Source organism: Rhizobium sp. S152, from assembly GCF_030380735.1.
Classification (GTDB): domain Bacteria; phylum Pseudomonadota; class Alphaproteobacteria; order Rhizobiales; family Rhizobiaceae; genus Rhizobium.
In genome coordinates, this window is record NZ_JAUDRZ010000025.1 from 277,445 (window position 1) to 295,279 (window position 17,835).

Consider the following 17,835-nt stretch of genomic DNA (forward strand, 5'->3'; position numbering starts at 1 on the left):
TCCTACCAGTAAGGAGCGCCGCATGTTGAACCCGCCAATCCTCTATACCCCGCAGGTCGAATGCTTCGAAGACAATGAGCAGAAGACCGTCGCCGAACTCAACGACACGTTTGACGTCATCCTGAAGAAGACAGCGGAAGACTATGGCCACGCGGTGCGCTCGGTCCACGCCAAGGCCCACGGAGTCCTTGAAGGAACCTTGACCGTGAACGGCGGCCTATCGCCGGAACTCGCGCAGGGCCTCTTCGCGCAGCCCGGCGACTACAAGACCTACATGCGCATTTCGACGAATGCCGGCGACATCCTTCCGGACGCGATCTCGCTCCCGCGCGGGCTGGCGATCAAGGTTGTCGGCGTGGATGGCGAGCGGCTGCCTGACGCATCCGGCGACACGCAAGATTTTGTCATGGTCAACGGACCAGTGTTTCAGGCGAAGACCTCGAAAAAGTTTCTCGGTAGCCTGAAAATGCTGGCAAAGACGACCGACCGAATGGAAGACACGAAGGAAGTGCTGTCCGACGTTCTTCAAGGCGTCAACACCGCGTTGCAGGCGGTCGGGATTTCCAGCTCGACGGTACAGTCGCTGGGTGGCGCGCCGGATTCCGATCCTCTGGGTGAGACCTATTACAGCGTGACCCCATTTCGCTATGGCGACTACATCGCCAAGTTCAGCGTCCGGCCGGTTTCGAAAGACCTTACGGAGCTGACCGGCAAGGCGATCGACACCAAGGATCAACCGGATGCGATCCGCGAAACCGTCCAGGCCGAGATGCGACACCTGACCGGCGAGTGGGAATTCTGCGTCCAGCTCTGTCGCGATCTGGAAAAGCAACCAGTCGAGGATCCCACCACGCAATGGGACGAAGAGGACGCGCCATTCGTGCCGGTGGCCATCCTGCGCGCGGCACCTCAGGATAGCTGGTCTGCGGACAAGGTCCAGAAAGTCGACGAAGAAATGCGCTTCAGCGTGTGGACGGGCATCGCCGCCCACGAGCCCCTCGGCAATATCAATCGCGCCCGTAAGGCGACCTATGAGCACTCCGCCAGATTCCGCGAGAGCTTCAACCGCTGTCCGATCCACGAACCGACATCGTGAAAATCGAAACCGTTCTGAGGGCGGCGCGCACGCAGGCGCTGCTTTTCTGATTCCAGTTCTATCAAGGACCAATGCGATGACTGATGCCATTCCAAACCCTGACGCAGAGGGTCCCTCCGGTGGCTGGGGATCGCTGAAGGGCATTGCCAGTGTCTACGGCGAGAGCTGGCCGACGCCGGCAGCACTTGACACTCTCGCCCACCAGAACAAGCCGGGCGGATTTATGTGCGTCTCCTGCGCCTGGCCGAAGCCGGTCAACTATCACCCCTTTGAGTTCTGCGAGAACGGCGCGAAAGCAACCTTGTGGGAATTGACGTCGCATCGCTGCACACCGGATTTCTGGAACGAGCACACGGTATCGGAACTTCGCGACTGGAAAGATCACGATCTTGAAATGACCGGAAGACTGACCCACCCGCTCTGCTATGACGCGGGCACTGACCGCTACGTCGAGGTCACGTGGGACGAAGCCTTCGCAGGTATCGCGAAGATTCTACAACGGCTGGAGAAGGAAAGCGTCGTCTTCTATTCGTCGGGCCACGCAGGGCTTGAAGCCTCCTATCTCTACGCTCTCCTCGCCCGGCTCTATGGAAACAACAATCTCCCGCAAAGCTCGAATATGTGCCACGAGACGACCTCGGTCGGCCTCATGAAGGTCATCGGTTCGCCGGTGGGCACTGTCATTTGGAAAGATCTGGAAAAGGCCGACGCGTTTTTCTTTTTTGGCCAGAACCCAGGCTCCAACAGCCCGCGTTTCCTGCATCCCCTTCAAGAGGCCAAGAAGCGCGGCGCTCGGATCGTCACGTTCAACCCGATCCTCGAGCAGGGGTTGATCTCCTTCGTCAACCCCCAGAGCCCGGTGGACATGCTTACGGGTCACGAGACGCAGATTTCCGACCAGTACCATCAGGTGAAGGCGGGCGGCGACATCGCCGCCATCCTCGGCATCTGCAAGCATGTCGTCGAGGCCGACGATCTGGCTATCGCCGCTGATCGCGAACGCGTTCTCGACGTCGCCTTCATCGCCGAGCACACAGTAGGATTCGACGCCTTCGTCGACATGGTTCGAGCCACGCCGTGGACCGACATTGAACGGGAGAGCGGGCTGAAGGAGGCCGACCTGCGTCTCTCCGGCGATCTCTATATCGGCGCGAAAAATGTCATCGGCGTCTACGGCATGGGCCTCACCCAGCACAGCCAGGGCGCTCTCAACGTCGCCATGGTCGTCAACCTCCTCATGTTGCGCGGAAACATCGGGCGCGAAGGCGCCGGCTGCTGTCCGGTTCGCGGTCACTCCAACGTACAGGGACAACGCACCGTCGGTATCGCCGAGAAGACCAAGCTTATTCCGATGGACAAGCTGAAGGAACTCTTCGATTTCGACCCACCGACCAAGGACGGCACGACGATCGTCGACGCGGTCAAAGGACTGATGAACGGAAGCATCAAAGCGTTCATCAGCCTTGGCGGCAATCTAGTCCGCGCGGTGCCCGATCAGAAGGAGATGGAACGCGTCTGGGCCGAGCAAGAGCTTGCGGTGATGGTGTCTACCAAGCTCAACAGAAGCCACCTGTTTCCAGCGAAGGTCTCATATATTTTGCCCTGCCTGTCGAGAACCGAGATCGACACGCAGGCGACCGGCAACCAGGCTGTTACCACCGAAGACAGCTTCTCTCACATCAGCGGATCTGTCGGCAAGCGCACGCCGGCATCGAAGACATTGAAGAGCGAATTGGCGATCGTGGCGGGTATCGCTAAGGCAACTCTTGCCCCGAACCCGAAGCTGAAGTGGGACGATTGGACCGGTGACTATAGTCTTGTCCGTGAGCTGATCGAGTACAGCTATCCAAAGGACTTCAAGGACTACAATTCCCGCATGTTCCAGCCGGGCGGCTTCTATCGCGGCAACGGCGCGCACGAGCGCGAGTGGAAGACACCCGAGAAGAAGGCATTGTTCTCGACCCCCGGCCAGCTCAACGCCCTGTCCTTTGCGGACGCGGACGGCCGATTCCGGCTTATCACCATTCGCTCCAACGATCAGTTCAACACAACCATTTATGGCTACTCCGATCGTTTTCGCGGAATCGAAGGCACTCGCGACGTCGTGTTGATGTGCGAGGACGACATCCGAGCGGCAGGATTGATACAGGGGCAAAGCGTGGCGCTGGTCAGCGACTTCGAAGACGGCAAGCGGCGGCAGCTCGCCGGTTTGAGGGTATGCAAGCACGACCTCCCTCGAGGTACGATTGCTGCCTACTACCCCGAGTGTAACGTCCTGAACGCGATCGACCACCACGACGAGCTGTCCAAGACGCCAGCATCGAAGGCAATTCCCGTTCGTGTAGAGGCCGGGGCGGATATGAGCTTGGCGGATTGAGAGGCAGGAGAACAAGGAACTCGTTTGCGCGTTCAGCCTTTCTTGGCAGACACAACGCCTCTCGGTTGGGGAACACGGAGTTCATAAAGCGTGCGAACTTGTGCCCATAGGATGAGCCAGAGCAAGGATTGTACAATGGACAGCCGAGCTAAACAGATTGCCGACGAGTACAGAAATCTCGCCGGATGCCGCTTGGCGGCATTTGATGACAACAAAGCGTCGACAAGGTCTTGGGACAAGGACACGCCGGAAGCTGAAGCGTTGTGGCAAACGAATATTGCTTCGCTACCCGCGAGAGAACGCGCAGAGATTCAGTCATTCCTTCCATCGATTGTCGAGGAAGGCGACGAGCCTCGAGTGAAGCTGTGAGTTCCACGCCGGGAACGAACTGTCGCGGATCGCCGGCTAGAAAAGCGCCAGCAGCCTGTCGTTCAATCCACGGCGACGGTTGACGGCGGCCTGTGGGCCGCGGACGTCTTCTTTTGACCTTCGTCGTTGAATAGTGGGCCGAAGGACGACAACCAGCGTTCGGCTCGGCGCTACGAAGGCATCCGACGCGAAGGGGCAGGCAGAGCTGATCGCCCCGGCGGTAGATGCCGGATGGGAAGAGGGCGAGTTCGGCTTTGCGATTGCTAATGCAACGAAAGACCGCACCGACGACGAAGTTTTTTCTTACTCCTACACTGAGTGCGGTCGTTTTCAACCTGATGGGTCCCGATAGCAACCCTGAAACCGAGTTCCGGGCGTCTGTATGGCGCGCGATCCGAATTGCGTTGGTTGATTTCTCAACGGATGTGCAGTTACCCCCTGAAATCTCGTGCCATCGGTGAAAGTGGGACTGGAAAAGAGACGGGGCCTGTCGAGTACGTCCAGGAACTCGGTAAGCTTCGCGTCTGGGCGGCGTACCGTCAGCCACGCTCCGCAAGGCGTTGGCCGACAGCGAGAAGGGCGCGCACAGATACGCGCCCCTCTCGCTCTTGCCGGGAAAATCTTTCCTTACTCAGTTTTCTCGGTCCCCGAGGGTGTCGTGACCTGCGTCGGACCACTGCCACTGCCGCTAGGGGTGGGAGAGCGGTCCGTAGCTTGAGGCGGAGGACTGCTGCCATCGGCTGCGTTATTGTCGAACGTACCTTCGCCGGAAGGCTGAGCGTTGATGGGATCGGCTTTCGTGGAAGCCGATGGTTTAGCGTCCCGATCGATGCTCTCCCCCCACATTTCGACACCACCCCACGCGAGCAGCGCTAGTAGCAGACCGCAGATAAGGACCATGAGTACGGGCTTCCCGTAACTGCCCTGGCGTGCCTCGGTAGCGGTCTCCGTGACTTTTTGCGATCCGGTGTCGTTGATCTTCGTAACCATGATCGGTCTCCCCAAAATACAGATTTACGTTACGCCCGTGAGTCATTTCGAAATCATCGCTGACGAATCCGGTCTTCCGGACTTGTCAGTAGCCGCCCACGATCGGAAGGATTTCGCCGGTGATGTAGCTCGACATTTGGGGCGACGCGAGAAAGACATAGGCGGGCGCGATCTCCTCGGGCTGGGCGGCCCGTTTCATTGGGGTCTTGCTGCCGAACTTTGCAACGTCCTCCGCTTGCTTGTCCGAGGGATTCAACGGCGTCCAGACCGGACCGGGCGCGACGGCGTTGACGCGGATGCCCTTTGGAACGAGCTGGCTGGACAGAGCCTTTGTGAATGCATGGATGCCACCCTTCGTCATCGAGTAGTCGAGAAGCTCTTTGGAGCCTTCCAACCCAGTCACTGAACCGGTGTTGATGATCGCCGACCCGTTGGATAAGTGAGGAATCGCCGCCTTGGCCATGTAGAAATAGCCGTAGAGATTGGTCTTCACCGTTTCGTCAAAATGCTCGTCGGTCATTTCCTGGATATCAGCAGTATGAACCTGGAAGGCGGCATTGTTGACCAGAATGTCGAGACGAGAGAATTGCTCGGCGGTCTTGGCGACAGCCTCACGGCAGAAGTTGGGGTCTTTGACATCACCCTTGATAACCAGGCAGTCGCGGCCTTCCTTTTCTATCGCCGCTTTAGTGTCGGCAGCATCCCGATCTTCATCGAGGTGAACGATCGCGACGTCGGCTCCCTCGCGTGCGAATAGGATGGCCACTGATCGACCAATACCGGAATCTCCACCGGTGATGAGTGCGACCTTATCTTTGAGCTTCTCCGACCCCTTATAAAATGGCGCGTCGTACATCGGAGTAAGCGGAAGATCAGGCTCGGAGCCGGGCTTATCCTGATGAACTTTGGGAAATGGCGGTTCGGGATAGTTCCGTGCCCCGGCCTGCATCGCGCCACTTGGCTTCGATTTCGACTTGGCGTCGGCACGCGCGACCTGACATTGAATATCGCGTTGCTTCGCGACGGTGGATTTCGCTGACATTGGAGTCTCCTCTCGACGTTGAATAGACAACGCTAGACGGGGCAAAAGGTGCCCACGAACCAATCAAAAAAGCCCCGCAGCTACTGCGGGGCTTTCTTACGATTTGCTAGACCGGATTACAGACGATTGACGCGATATCGGTCGCGTTCCGCCGCGATCTGTTCCGACGTGTAGGGGTCTGCAGTTTCGTCGAAACGGGTCCAACCTTGCTCGGTGTAGCTTGCACGACGAGCGGCGACGTCAACACGTGGCGAATTGTTCAGGATCGCTTCAGCAGACGCGCGGCGGTCGTCTTCTACACGCGCGGTCACGACGGAACCGCCGCGACGAACGCTCTCCGCGTAGAAATTAGCGTCTTCCTCCGGCACGCCGGACTCGATCATCGCCCCGACGATACCGCCCACTGCGCCGCCAGCAACAGCACCGGCAACCGCTCCGGCCGCCGCCGCCGCGAGCCAGCCGGCCGCGACGACAGGACCCACTCCGGGGATAGCTAGCATTCCAAGGCCGGTCAGAAGGCCACCTGCGCCGCCCGCAACCGCGCCGATACCAGCACCTGCGCCGGCACCCTCACCAGCCTTGTTGCCTTGCCCTTCGACATCGGTGTCGCCGTTGGCCTTATTCGTAACGATACTGATATCGCCCGACGATACGCCTGCATCTTCCAGCGCCTTCACCGCCGCCTTTGCGTCGTGGTAACTGTCGTAGAGTCCTGTGATTGTGGTTTTCATGGGAATTCCTCCGTTATCGTATTTATTTTGCGGGCGTCACGTTGCCTTGGAAGTCCAGCGAGACGTTTGCAGACTTGCCATCCTTGGAAGCGGTCGCCCGCCATACGCCCTGGTCATCAAGCTTCAGACCGACCACGTCCTTGTAACCGGCTTCTTCGATGCGGGACTTCGCTTGGTCCTCGGTAAAGCTGTTCTTGCCTGCGACCGGCGCCCCTGCATTGTGTTCGGTGTTGACAGCCGGCGTGGTCTGCGAGGTGCTCGGCGTTTCGCTCTGTGCGAATGCGCCAGTGGCAACGAGGAGCAAACTGGCGGCGGCAAACGTGATTTTCTTCATAGGTCGTTCCTCCTGTTGGACAGATAGTAAACACACGTAAAAGCTATAAGTTCCAATGATTTATTTGCGGTCCCTCGCGTTGCCACTCCTCCTCGTTGGATTTCGCCTACAAAAAAGCCGACTGCAGAAAGTAGAGCGCCTTTTGCGCCCCGGCGGTCAAAATCGTGTGTCCAACTCCAGGTTCGACTTTCAGCTCCACATTAAAGCCGGCCGCCCCAAGCTGGGGCCGCGGCCAAGGTCGACGCAGCGGCAGGATAGTCGTGTCCGTGAAGCAGGAGAACTGGCGTGTCTTCACTTTCCGATGATACAGTCCGGGGAGGGAGAAGTCCCGCAGATGAAACGAGTGGGCCGACCTTCCAGCGTCCTGACGCGACTGCATCCAGCGCGACGATTGCGTCCTGCGAGACGCCCACAAATGCGATCCTCTCATGGGAATTGGTGAAACCCTCGCGCCGAACGATGTCGTGATGCTTGCACAATGATTGGAGTGGCTCACCTTAGATGGTGTGGAGGCGCGGGCTCTGTAATGATGTCCGCGCTTCTTTGACATTAGGACAACGTGTCGGCAGTAGTGCTCATCCAAGCCTGATGTCGTTCTTCATCCTGGTGTGCCTTCATGAAAAAGCCTTCGTTTCGGGAATTGCATCCTCATGCCGCGATGCTCGCTCGTAGGCTGTGACGGTGTCGTCTTCGTTCCTCTTCATGGCTTTGACTGGATCTGGACGCGACACCGAAACGCGTGGAGCGCGTCGCCCGCGAACGGGAACTTTCGGCCGAGTGCAGAACACTCCTCGTTAAATTCGACAGACTCTTCGGAAGCGATCAACCAGGTCCGGAGAAATGGGAAAGCCTAGATCACGATGATCCTGCCCGACGTCTCGGCCAAGCTCGGGAGGCGTTAGTCCGCATTTCCAATGGTCATTTTGGCCGGGGTCGCGGCTGGACGCTCGACAATGGAAGGGAAAGAGACTCGTTTGGACTGTTCAAGGCGCTCTTCGTTCTTTCCGGTCACGTCAGCCGATCGTCGATGTCGCGGCCCCTCCCCAAGAGGACGGACCTGGCGACGATGGTGCCCCGTCGCTTGACTGCGGTCGAGTTGTGCGCGGGTGCCGGCGGCATGCTGATCGGAATGCACGCGGCCGGTTTCGAACATCTGGCCGCCATCGAAGTCGATCCGAAGGCTGCGGCCACTCTTCGCCGAAACGTTCCCGGTCTCAATGTTATTGAGGCCGACATCCGGAAAGTAGATTTCTCGCCATATCAGGGCGTTGATGTTGTAGTTGGAGGTCTTCCCTGCCAGCCGTACAGCATTCATGGAAGCCGAAAAGGTAAGGACGACGACCGTGAACTCTTCCTAGCTGGTGTGCGCGCTGTCCAGCGGATGAAGCCCAGAGCCTTCGCGTTCGAGAACGTGTCCGGGTTCGCACAGGTGACGCACACGAGGTATCGCAACGTCCTGATCAGGCTGTTCCGAAGAGTTGGTTACGACGTCCAACTCGTACAGATCGATGCCCAGGACTGGGGTGTGCCGCAGAGGCGCGTGCGAGTGATCATCGTCGGCATCCGCAAGGATCAGACCTCACGGCTCTTCGCCCTTCCCCGCGCGCCGGAAAACTTCCGCCTCGACATCGGCAGCGCACTGCAGGATCTCTTGCAGGAGAACGGTTGGGACGGGGCCGTCCAGTGGGCGGATCGTCGTCGGCATACACACACCCTACGAGGCGACAAGATCGATCGCGGCGCAGTGACCCCTACCTTGGTTGGATACAGCGGAACGGCTCCTCGCAATTCTGCCGCCGCTTGGGAAGATGTGGAGATCAACATTAGCCGAAGGCCCGCGCGCGCTCCCACCTCGAAAGAGGCGACGGTGCCGGGCTTCATGCCTGCGCTCACGGAGAGGATGCGTGCAAGGATTCAGGGTTTTCCCGATAGTTGGCTTTTCGAAGGCGGATTGAGCCATCGTGATCAGCAGATTGCGAATGGATTCCCGCCAAATGCAGCGAGAGCCGTCGGACTCGGTCTCTTCACTGCTCTCGAAGGTCTGGAGTTCGACGTCGACGCTGTGATGCGGACGCCGCTGCTCGACCATGACATCGTGAAGCCGAGAAGGAAGATTGTGCCCGCGCCTCCATTGGCACCTGGAAGCGATCTTGCGAAACCGAATATTCAGGTCGCCTAGAGCATGTTTCGTTCATCAAGAAGGGAAGCTTCCGGTTCGATGAGGCCGAGGAGATATCGGGTAGTGCATTGGATGTCAAAGTGCTTGCGCTCCTCCCGATCCCAGGTCACGCTTGTTCAATCAGAGAGGAGATCGCCTATGCGAATGATGGATTGTATTTATCTAGTTGACGAAGATACGGACAGGATCATTCCCGTTGAGGCTGGGCGGTATCGTGTCCTCCGTAACAATGATGAGTTGACTCGCACTGTTCTCGAGCAAGGTCGATGGCACATGCGTAAGCCGAAGCTTCTGGCTACCGACAGTGGCTCGATCGACTTAGGATACGTTGATCTAGGCTAGGCAATCCGCGATCGCGGTCCACAGGAGAAAAACCGCTCGATAGGAGTTACCTCGGCAACCTCATTCGGTTCAAGAACTCAACAACTGCCGCACCTTCTCACCGGATAGAAGCTCCCTCTCCATCACTGCCTCCGCGATCCGCTCGACATCGTCACGCCTGTTTCGCACTATTTCCTTCGCCCGCTCGAGTTCCGCGTTCAGAAGCTTCTCCACGCGTATGCGCAGGACCGGGTCTGACAGACGCAGCTTCTCAAGATCCTCCGATGTTCTTGCGTAGCAGTAGGAAAGCCCGTGCCCCATGCCCAATGTCGCCTCCATAATCGTTGCGATATCAGCAGCGAGATGAAGATCTGAGCCATTAACACCCCCCGAACCGTCAGTCACAAATCCGAGGACGACTTCTTCGGCCGCCCTGCCCCCGAGAAGCGTGGCGATGTCGTTCGCGTAGATATCACGTGTTCTCTGCAGCATCTTGGGACGCCGCCAGAGAACGTAGCCGGCGCCATCGTCGCAGGGCGACAATTCGCGCACGACCGTGATCAGTTCGATCTCACCGTATGCCAACTCCGTTCCCACAACTGCATGTCCGGCCTCGTGCACACACGCCACGTGTCGCGCGGCTGAATCGAGAGGACTCAATGGAGGCGTGACCGCCCGGACGTCGTCGGCGGTGACCGATCGCCGAGCGCGTCTCGCCTGCTTCCGCGCATCCCGGGCGAGCTGGGCAAGAGCTGCGCCGGAGTATCCCCTGGTAGCGCGTGCGGCATGGGCGAGCACATCGGCAGCAACTTCCGTTCCCAGATGCAGTGTCAGGATATCCTTCCGTGCGTCATCGTCGGGAAGCTCAACCTTGATGTGCCTGTCGAGACGACCGGGCCTCCGCAGTGCGGGATCAATCGCATCCGGGTGATTGGTCGCAGCGATAACAACGACGCCGTCACGGCGGGGCGAGCCATCGAGGGCCTCGAGAATGCCGTTTACAACCTGGACACAATAATTTGCATTGTCGCCCCTGAATTTCGCTCGATCTCCGACTGCGTCGAATTCGTCTAGGAAGAGGATGCAGGGCGCTTTCTCTGCTGCTTCGCTAAACGTCTTTCTCATGGCGGCCAAGAAATCTCCGAGGTGACCTTTGGCCTGCCACTTCGCACAGGATGCACTAACGAAAGCCGCGGCGCAGGTCTTTGCAACGGCCTCCGCGAACATCGTCTTGCCGGTACCTGGCGGTCCGCTTAGCAGAAGCCCGCAGTCGATATCGCTCCAAGCCAGCGATCCGCGTGTCCAATCGCGAAGATCCTCGGCGAGGCCCAAGGCCCATTCCTTCGCTTGCCCGAAACCCGGGAGCTCTTCGACGCCGAAGCCCAAAGCGCCTAGCGGCGGCCTCTCCGCCTTTGCTTCTGCCGCCCCCGAGAGCCGCGCGAGAGCCTGCCGAACGCTTCTGCCCGGTCGGAGTGCCTGGAACATCAAGTCCAGGGGATACGATAGCAGCGTCCTGGCTTCGCCAACGGTGGCCTGTTCTCCGCGCGAGAACTTGATTGCTGCTACCAGATGGGCGGGACTGATTGGTTCGACTTGCATGACTTCATCCAGAGAGACCCTTATTTCGGGAGGAATGGTGACGCCATGAGGTATGAGTAGCACGACGCCAGGCTTCGCCTTCAGGATGTCGGCGGCCTCAAACCAGTTGGCGTTACCACGGTGGGAGACTTCAACGGTGCACTGCGTGTAAACCTCAGCACGGTTGGTGGACCGCAGGACGCTCCTGAGCGCATCGGCATATTTGGTAACGTCTCTGTCCCGGGGGATGATGAGCCCGATGGATGCTTCCTTCCGCATAAAGGCACCCGCCTTGCGCAGGGCTTTGCGAACGGAATAGGAGCATGCGGTCACCTCGAGAGTCGCCGCGCGTTCGGAAAAATTCATGTTCATGGCAGCTTCCTAGCGCTCGCCGCGTCGGACGACGGTGTCGGGATTGATCAGTTCTTCATCGAGATCGACCGTTAGAATTCGTTGGAGGACAAGCGAGGCCAGGCCTGCCATCGGCGAGATCTCACGAAAGATGCCAAGCCCTTCGGCCACCGAGAATGAACCAACTTCATCGAGCGCAGCTATCACGCGGATGCGGTCGCCCAGCGGGCAACGATAGTTACCGTAGCGCAGGAGATCGCGGGCGTTACGGAGCCGCCAGCCGCCCTCTCTCTCTTCCCGGGTGACGAAGCGGTGCGGATACCCCATGGAAGCCGCAGCGTCACTGATCGCGAAGTCGCCGCCTGTCTCGCATGCGTCGAGCAGGCACCTCCGTGTCGACGAGTAAGTCACGAGGAAATCAGGGATGTGGATTCGATCCAGCACCTTCAACTCAAAAGGCTGGCACGCCCAGGACTCGACCTCCGGATCGACATCAAGGAGACAGCCCAGGTCCCGCGCAGCGTGCGATCGGAACAGGCGATCGCCGACGCATTTGATGGTTGCCTTTGGAGGAAAGAAGATACGCTGAACGCGCGCACTGTCGCGGCCGCGGGTATGGAAACTCTCGGAACTCATGACGATACCCAAACACGATTGAAGGAATGCCGCCCGGCGGCGGTTCGATCAGCGTTGGTATTGTCGTTGTTGGAGCTTCATGAAAGGAACACATAGGGAACAAAAAGCATAACGTCAATTGGAATTTTCGGTCGGCCTTTTAGCAGCGCAACTTCATCAAGAACTCCCAGAAGTAGAATCCTGCCGCGTCCGGTGGCGTCATCCCAGACGCCGAATGCGTCGCTGGTGTCCGTGTAGACGAGCAGCTTCCCGGCAGGAGGGCCGAGAGAATGCCCTTATGCGGCCATGAAACGGTGGCATAGGCACGAGAAGAAGCTCGCCCTGCGGGTAGCAGTGGAAATCTCCGCCTATCGGCCCTCTTTGCCCCGCGCAGGGGTCTTCCTCAACGAATTGGGCATGCTCGATCGTCTGGGCCGATCGGATCGAATTTGCGGATCACATTACTCTCGTGCTTCCCGAAACTCAGCTCGGAGATCGAGCCCGGATCTCCTCTGCTGCTCGCCGCAGGGGCAGAAGCATTCGCTGCAGCGCGTCCGCCTCGCTCATCGAACCCGCAATCATGTTCACCCTGATCGCAGCAACAATGTTGCGCGACGCATCACGAACCGGGACTGAAAGGCCGCAGATAGCCGGATCGAGCTCCGACTCGACCCATGCAAAGCCCTGATTGCGGACCCTGGATCGCTTCCCAACGCCCGATGAAAAGGCACTGCAAGTGCGCAACCCTGCAGTGCCTCGGAAGTCGAGGGAGGTGTTCGACCAGCCATTTTCAAGCCGGGTTGAACAGCTTGTGGTGTCAAACCGCCGCTGGGACGGTACCCGCCTATCCGACCTGAACCCGAATAGCCCTCCTTCATCGGTATCGTCGATGGTGACATCCAGGATCTTGGATCGGGGGTTGAAGTCGGCCGGGAACGAGAGCTTGGCGAACTCGTCCGAGTTCATGAGGATGAGATACTGGATGCCGAGATCATCGGCGGTTCACCCGATCTCGCAATGCGCTGGATTGGAGGTGCTCGGCTGCCTCGACTTCGAGCCACCTACCTAACCCTTGTGCGCTCTTGAGCTTCCAGTTGAATCTCTCACCTCATCGTGGGGAGTTTGTCCAAGGTGCCAGGGATAGCAATGGCTTTTCCAAGTTCGCACCAAAGTAGTGCTTGCTGATCGGCAATGTGCCGAGGCACTGGCTTCTCCCACCTCCTTGAGACAAACCGGATTGAGCATCGTTCATTTCCGCGACACAAGCCTGGCTTCAGCAAGGTCGACTTCCCGGACGAGTGCCATCGCGGTCTCCTCTGACAACCTTCCGACCCTCAGCAGCCGTAGGATCTCGCCGCGCTCGGCGTGCGCGGCAGCAAGGCGAAGCTCTATCTCCATGGCTTCTGCCCGCCGCCATTCTCCCACTTCTTCGGGAGGTGCGCTCAGTGCGCCCGCCCGTCGTCGATACAGGACCATGATGCGCGCAGATATCTCCGAATAGAGTTCGTCGTCGCTGGCGCTTCGGCTGGGTAAGTGTTCCTTTTCTTCGATTGCCGCAATGGCAGCTTCTGCCGCCCGGGCGCGCGCCATTTCCTCCTCCGCGTCCCGGCGTGGGTCAAGCGATGGCGGACTCCCTGCAAGCAGAAGCGGAAGAACAACTGAGGCAAAGACGAGGCTCATGACGATGACCCCACTCGCAAGGAACACGGCGACGTCTCGACCAGGCAACAGGGATCCGTCCGGAAGGAAGGTTGGCAGCCCCAGGACTGCGGCGAGCGTGATCGCCCCTCGCACGCCCGACACGGTAGCGACGGACACTAGCCTCCATCTGAGCCCGCGCCAGTTCCCCGCCTGCTCGGATGAACGGAACACGGTCACGCGAAGGGACAGCCAGACCCAGCAGAAGCGTAGAACCGCCAATGCGGCCAAAACGACGCCAAGATAGAAAAGCAGGTGTACGGATTCTGGCATCGGCCGGCCGCCGAAAGTGGTCGCGACCATCCGTGGGAGTTGTTCCCCGAGCAGGACGAAAATCGCCCCGTTTGCCGTGAATTGTATGCTGTCCCAGACAACTGCCCGCCTTATTCGGGTCACCGCGTGCGCCTGCCCGCTCTGCTCCAGCCTGTTCATGACGATCCCGGCCGAAACTGCCGCCAGGATCCCGGAGGCGTGAAGATGCTCAGCCACGAGATAGGCTCCGAAGGGGATCAGCAAACTTGCCAGGATCTGAGACGCCGACTGTTCCCCGAACCTTCCTGAAATGAAATTCTTCAGTCGGACGATGACGATCGTTGTCGCAACTCCGACCACGATGCCCATCGTCACCAGCCACACGAACGACAGTCCCGCATCCGTGAAGGAGATCGCGCCAGTGGCGGTAGCGGCTATCCCGAACTTCATGCACACTAGGCTGGAAGCGTCGTTGAAGAGAGATTCCCCCTCCAACACATGCATCAGCCGCTTCGACATCGGATTCCTCGCCGTGATTGCGGAAAGCGCGATGGGGTCAGTCGGAGCGAGTATTGCCGCAATGGTGAACGCGACGGACAAAGGAATATCAGGAATGACGGTGAAGATCAGAAGTCCGAGCCCCACGACCGTGAACAGCACGAGCCCGAATGCCAGGGACACGATGGTCACGGCATCCCTGCGGAGGGCCTGCGACGGAATGCGCCATCCGTCAAGGAAAAGCAGCGGAGGCAGAAAGAGGAGGAAGAAGACTTCGGGGTCGAGAGTGACAGGTATATTGACGAGGAGTGCGAACAGTATTCCGACACCTATCTGCACCAACGGAATAGGAATGAAATGCAGCGCCACTCTGCCGAGCACAGCGCTCAGCACTATTGCAAAGAGAACAAGCAATATCGCACTAGACACTTCCATCGCAGGGCCGTCGAACTCCTGTTATCCTTGCGGACGGGCGACACCTCGTCGCGATGCCGCACGAGGTCCATGCGGTGAGCGCCTGACGCTGCAGAACACGAGATTTCCAAGCTTGGCAGACTTCAGCATCGAGCGCCCATCTATTTGTTCGATTGTTCGATATATCCGGAGACTGGGTCTACCCAGACCATTCGATCCACGACGTCCTTCGAACCCGAAACACTCCGGGCGGCCGCGACAACCGCCTTCCGGTGATCCTCGTTGAATACGCCGCCCTCGAGCGCGACCTTGCCGTTTTCTACGGAGACATGGACCGAACTCTCTCTGCTCCACGGATGGCGGCTCAGCTCTGCGACTACCGCATCGCGGACTTCGAGGTCCGACCTCGGCTCGACATCCGCGGCCAGTACCTTCAGCAACGCCCTGACCACATCGGCGCGTGCGATCACGCCGACGATTGCCTGCTCCCGTTGAACGAAGAGCCGGGTGACGCCGTTTTCAGTCATGGTCGACACCGCGTCCGAGACCGTATAATCCGCGTGGATCGTCATAGCGGGCGAGGACATCACTTCGCCGACAGACTTACCCGCCTCATGCACGAATTCCATCGCGAGCTTTCGATTGCTCGTCATGATCGCGGAAATCCATGAGCGATGGGTTTGGGATTCGAGCTCGACCCGCCGAAGAAGGTCGCTTTCATCCAGGATACCAACCAGCCGATTTTGCGAATCGACAACCGGCAGCGCACTGATACGGCGATCCAGCATGATGCGTGCGGCCGCTTCGATGGAAGCAGAGATGCTTACTGTAATCACGGGAGATGACATGATGTCTTTGACGAACAACTTCGTGCTCCGAAACGCGCGGATCGGGATAGCGAGCCCCGGAATATTTTGGCAGCGATGCCGAACCCCAGGCCCTGATAGGTAGCCGCGATAGCTAGTCGTCGTCAGTGCGTCAACGTTTGGAGCACCCAGCCAACAGTGCTCTACGTGAGCGATCGAGGGCGATTTTCAGAGACTTGGTCAGGCAGACCGCTCTGCGGCCAAGTCCCCAAAGTGTCCGGGTGCAGCAACGGGAGTGGCTGCCGCTCGCGACACGGATCGTGATGTCTTTGGAAACGCGCGGTTTATCGAACGAGGAGTGCCCAAAAGAAGGCAGTCTAACAGCGACTAACGTAGCATTTCAAAAAATTGGTTCTTGCCGGGACTCGGCGCGCTCTAGGGAAGAGACCTAGTCCGGGCTTCGTTGCCACGCCGAGCATAACGCGTCGCGAGCAACAACATTCAACGAAAGGCAATATGCTCCAAGCCTCCAGTGCTTCCGATACCTAGAGTGCGTCGGGTTTCCCGCCGTGCTGGCGTGATGAACCGCGAAGACATGAAGTTCTAGGAGAATTCGATGGAGGCCTCGGAACTGGTTCTCAACGGCTTCGCCCGGCCCGAACGCGCTTGCGCGGCCCGTGGCGTATCCCAAAGGCCACAGCGGCTCGACCAGCAGACCGATGGCAGCCCCATCGATATTGAACGCACTTGCTGGTGGGACGATTGATGGCAGGTACATTCGATTTCTCCGTCTTGCTCCAGTCCGCTGATCCGAATGTCCTCGCCGCGTTTGAGCAGGCAATCCAGTTGGCGCCCGATATTCGGCTGAATCGTATAAATCCACTCAGGTTTGCTGCCGAACACGAGCTTGACCCAGCAAAGACCATTGCGGGATTTCTGTACGCCACGCAGCAAGGAATATTCGAGCTTTCCTGGAACGTCGTCTGCCCAACCTGCGGCGGCGTCCTACATGCAGCAGTTTCGCTGACCGACATTAATCAAGGGCGCTACACGTGCGCTCTTTGCGCCTCGGATTGCGAACCTTCGCTTGACGAAACGGTCGAAGTGACGTTCACCGTGGATCCCAGAGTCAGGACGATACAGGCTCACGAGCCGGAAGCCCTTCCGCTATGGCAATACATGCGGCAGTGCTTCTGGAGTTCGGGCAGCGACCTCCCTGATGATCTTGAACCATTCGTCAGTGACGCCGTTCTGGAGGTCTTCGAGATCGGTCCAGGTGCGTCGGTCGAGCGTAGCGTGCGCCTGGAAAGCGGTGCTGCGGTCTTATTCGATCCCGTGACCCACCGCGCGCGCTTCCTGCAGATAGATGGGTCCGCATCGGCCGGATCCCAGAGGATCGAGATCAAAATTGAGGACACCGGCCCGGCGGAGCCCTTAAGCGCGTCCTCTGGAGTCGTCGATCTGTCGGTTACCAACAGAACGCAGCACCGCGTGCTGCCAATCCTTTGGACTGTGGGGCCTGCTCTGAAGCAAATCGTTTCCGGACGTGTCCCTGTCCTGACCGCCAGCCGGCTGATGTCCAGCCAGTCTTTTCGCGACCTCTTCGGGTCCAAAGTTCTTGACGTAAACCAGCGCTTCAAGATCACGCGTCTGAGTTTTCTCTTCATCGATCTTAAAGAGTCGACGCAACTTTATGAGGATGTTGGTGATCTGGCCGCCTACGACTTCGTACGCGCCTACTTTCTTCTAGTCCAGGAAATCGTCACCCTCCAGGGAGGCGCCGTAGTCAAGACCATCGGCGACGCCGTCATGGCTACTTTCCTTAGCCCCGTCCAGTGCGTCACCGCGGCATTAGCGATGAAGAATGGGCTCCGAGACTTGAACGCGCAACGCGGAGGTCGCCCCCAAGCCGTGAGGATTGGCGTTCATTCCGGGCCATGTCTGGCCGTCCTGATGAACGACCGTCAGGACTATTTCGGCCAGACGGTGAACATAGCCTCCCGGCTTCAGGGCGTTTCATCCGATCGGATACTGATGACACGAGCCGTAGCGGACGACGACGATGTCCGCGCATACCTGAAGCGTTGCTCGCTCGAGTTGGAAGGCTTCAGGGAGAGGCTGCGTGGCATCGACGCCGAGTTTCCACTTTTCGCCATACGGACTTGATCGGCAAGAGGTTCCGTA

At 58.9% G+C, this 17,835-nt stretch carries 16 protein-coding genes; 6 read left to right on the forward strand and 10 right to left on the reverse strand.

The genetic code is table 11. The annotated features are described in order from the left end of the window. Positions 1 to 22 precede the first annotated feature (22 nt). The 3 genes from QTL95_RS17955 to QTL95_RS17965 all read left to right on the forward strand — a co-directional run bounded on the left by QTL95_RS17955 (position 23) and on the right by QTL95_RS17965 (position 3,842). Positions 23 to 1,096 carry a catalase family protein gene (locus QTL95_RS17955; protein WP_289721277.1) on the forward strand — a complete coding sequence of 358 codons (1,074 nt, stop codon included), beginning with the start codon at positions 23 to 25 and terminating at the stop codon, positions 1,094 to 1,096. Positions 1,097 to 1,172: 76 nt separating this feature from the next. Then, positions 1,173 to 3,473: an FdhF/YdeP family oxidoreductase gene (locus QTL95_RS17960; RefSeq protein WP_289721278.1), complete on the forward strand. Its 2,301-nt coding sequence runs from the start codon at positions 1,173 to 1,175 to the stop codon at positions 3,471 to 3,473. 135 nt (positions 3,474 to 3,608) lie between these two features. After that, on the forward strand, positions 3,609 to 3,842 hold the full coding sequence (locus tag QTL95_RS17965; RefSeq protein WP_289721279.1) for a hypothetical protein: 234 nt from the start codon (positions 3,609 to 3,611) through the stop codon (positions 3,840 to 3,842). A 627-nt stretch (positions 3,843 to 4,469) separates the two neighbouring features. On the opposite strand, the gene QTL95_RS17970 is transcribed toward QTL95_RS17965, so the two are convergent. The 5 genes from QTL95_RS17970 to QTL95_RS17990 all read right to left on the reverse strand — a co-directional run bounded on the left by QTL95_RS17970 (position 4,470) and on the right by QTL95_RS17990 (position 7,352). Beyond that, positions 4,470 to 4,832: a hypothetical protein gene (locus QTL95_RS17970; protein WP_289721280.1), complete on the reverse strand. Its 363-nt coding sequence runs from the start codon at positions 4,830 to 4,832 to the stop codon at positions 4,470 to 4,472. 85 nt (positions 4,833 to 4,917) lie between these two features. Next, a complete protein-coding gene (locus QTL95_RS17975) occupies positions 4,918 to 5,874 on the reverse strand; it encodes an SDR family oxidoreductase (RefSeq protein ID WP_289721281.1) in 957 nt (318 codons plus the stop codon). A 116-nt stretch (positions 5,875 to 5,990) separates the two neighbouring features. Further along, positions 5,991 to 6,605 carry a general stress protein gene (locus QTL95_RS17980; protein ID WP_289721282.1) on the reverse strand — a complete coding sequence of 205 codons (615 nt, stop codon included), beginning with the start codon at positions 6,603 to 6,605 and terminating at the stop codon, positions 5,991 to 5,993. A gap of 22 nt (positions 6,606 to 6,627) precedes the next feature. Next, complete coding sequence (locus tag QTL95_RS17985) at positions 6,628 to 6,939, reverse strand: PepSY domain-containing protein (RefSeq protein WP_289721283.1); 312 nt, start codon at positions 6,937 to 6,939, stop codon at positions 6,628 to 6,630. Between the two features lie 200 nt (positions 6,940 to 7,139). Beyond that, complete coding sequence (locus QTL95_RS17990) at positions 7,140 to 7,352, reverse strand: hypothetical protein (protein ID WP_289721516.1); 213 nt, start codon at positions 7,350 to 7,352, stop codon at positions 7,140 to 7,142. 326 nt (positions 7,353 to 7,678) lie between these two features. Between QTL95_RS17990 and QTL95_RS17995 the strand changes: the two genes are divergently transcribed. Then, complete coding sequence (locus QTL95_RS17995; RefSeq protein ID WP_289721284.1) at positions 7,679 to 9,118, forward strand: DNA cytosine methyltransferase; 1,440 nt, start codon at positions 7,679 to 7,681, stop codon at positions 9,116 to 9,118. A gap of 411 nt (positions 9,119 to 9,529) precedes the next feature. On the opposite strand, the gene QTL95_RS18000 is transcribed toward QTL95_RS17995, so the two are convergent. The 5 genes from QTL95_RS18000 to QTL95_RS18015 form a co-directional block, all read right to left on the reverse strand. Continuing rightward, the gene (locus tag QTL95_RS18000) at positions 9,530 to 11,389 is read right to left on the reverse strand and encodes an AAA family ATPase (protein WP_289721285.1); all 1,860 of its coding nucleotides are present in this window, start codon (positions 11,387 to 11,389) and stop codon (positions 9,530 to 9,532) included. A gap of 9 nt (positions 11,390 to 11,398) precedes the next feature. Beyond that, positions 11,399 to 12,004 carry a hypothetical protein gene (locus tag QTL95_RS18005; protein ID WP_289721286.1) on the reverse strand — a complete coding sequence of 202 codons (606 nt, stop codon included), beginning with the start codon at positions 12,002 to 12,004 and terminating at the stop codon, positions 11,399 to 11,401. A 462-nt stretch (positions 12,005 to 12,466) separates the two neighbouring features. Beyond that, on the reverse strand, positions 12,467 to 12,949 hold the full coding sequence (locus QTL95_RS28935; protein WP_442981311.1) for an IclR family transcriptional regulator domain-containing protein: 483 nt from the start codon (positions 12,947 to 12,949) through the stop codon (positions 12,467 to 12,469). A 282-nt stretch (positions 12,950 to 13,231) separates the two neighbouring features. Next, a complete protein-coding gene (locus tag QTL95_RS18010) occupies positions 13,232 to 14,866 on the reverse strand; it encodes a Na+/H+ antiporter (protein ID WP_289721287.1) in 1,635 nt (544 codons plus the stop codon). 140 nt (positions 14,867 to 15,006) lie between these two features. Then, positions 15,007 to 15,711, reverse strand: coding sequence for a CBS domain-containing protein (locus QTL95_RS18015; protein ID WP_289721288.1), 705 nt, complete (start codon positions 15,709 to 15,711; stop codon positions 15,007 to 15,009). Positions 15,712 to 16,267: 556 nt separating this feature from the next. Here QTL95_RS18015 and QTL95_RS18020 point away from each other — a divergent pair. Further along, positions 16,268 to 16,417, forward strand: coding sequence for a hypothetical protein (locus QTL95_RS18020; protein ID WP_289721289.1), 150 nt, complete (start codon positions 16,268 to 16,270; stop codon positions 16,415 to 16,417). Then, the gene (locus QTL95_RS18025; protein ID WP_289721290.1) at positions 16,417 to 17,817 is read left to right on the forward strand and encodes an adenylate/guanylate cyclase domain-containing protein; all 1,401 of its coding nucleotides are present in this window, start codon (positions 16,417 to 16,419) and stop codon (positions 17,815 to 17,817) included. The genes QTL95_RS18020 and QTL95_RS18025 overlap by 1 nt, the downstream gene beginning before the upstream one ends. The last annotated feature ends 18 nt before the right edge of the window (positions 17,818 to 17,835 follow it).

What these genes read in the sequence shown, in the direction of transcription:
- QTL95_RS17955 (WP_289721277.1), top strand. Translation starts at nt 23, where the DNA reads ATGTTGAACCCGCCAATCCTCTATACCCCGCAGGTCGAATGCTTCGAA.
- QTL95_RS17960 (WP_289721278.1), top strand. Translation starts at nt 1,173, where the DNA reads ATGACTGATGCCATTCCAAACCCTGACGCAGAGGGTCCCTCCGGTGGC.
- QTL95_RS17965 (WP_289721279.1), top strand. Translation starts at nt 3,609, where the DNA reads ATGGACAGCCGAGCTAAACAGATTGCCGACGAGTACAGAAATCTCGCC.
- QTL95_RS17970 (WP_289721280.1), bottom strand. Translation starts at nt 4,832, where the DNA reads ATGGTTACGAAGATCAACGACACCGGATCGCAAAAAGTCACGGAGACC.
- QTL95_RS17975 (WP_289721281.1), bottom strand. Translation starts at nt 5,874, where the DNA reads ATGTCAGCGAAATCCACCGTCGCGAAGCAACGCGATATTCAATGTCAG.
- QTL95_RS17980 (WP_289721282.1), bottom strand. Translation starts at nt 6,605, where the DNA reads ATGAAAACCACAATCACAGGACTCTACGACAGTTACCACGACGCAAAG.
- QTL95_RS17985 (WP_289721283.1), bottom strand. Translation starts at nt 6,939, where the DNA reads ATGAAGAAAATCACGTTTGCCGCCGCCAGTTTGCTCCTCGTTGCCACT.
- QTL95_RS18000 (WP_289721285.1), bottom strand. Translation starts at nt 11,389, where the DNA reads ATGAACATGAATTTTTCCGAACGCGCGGCGACTCTCGAGGTGACCGCA.
- QTL95_RS18005 (WP_289721286.1), bottom strand. Translation starts at nt 12,004, where the DNA reads ATGAGTTCCGAGAGTTTCCATACCCGCGGCCGCGACAGTGCGCGCGTT.
- QTL95_RS28935 (WP_442981311.1), bottom strand. Translation starts at nt 12,949, where the DNA reads ATGAACTCGGACGAGTTCGCCAAGCTCTCGTTCCCGGCCGACTTCAAC.
- QTL95_RS18010 (WP_289721287.1), bottom strand. Translation starts at nt 14,866, where the DNA reads ATGGAAGTGTCTAGTGCGATATTGCTTGTTCTCTTTGCAATAGTGCTG.
- QTL95_RS18020 (WP_289721289.1), top strand. Translation starts at nt 16,268, where the DNA reads ATGGAGGCCTCGGAACTGGTTCTCAACGGCTTCGCCCGGCCCGAACGC.
- QTL95_RS18025 (WP_289721290.1), top strand. Translation starts at nt 16,417, where the DNA reads ATGGCAGGTACATTCGATTTCTCCGTCTTGCTCCAGTCCGCTGATCCG.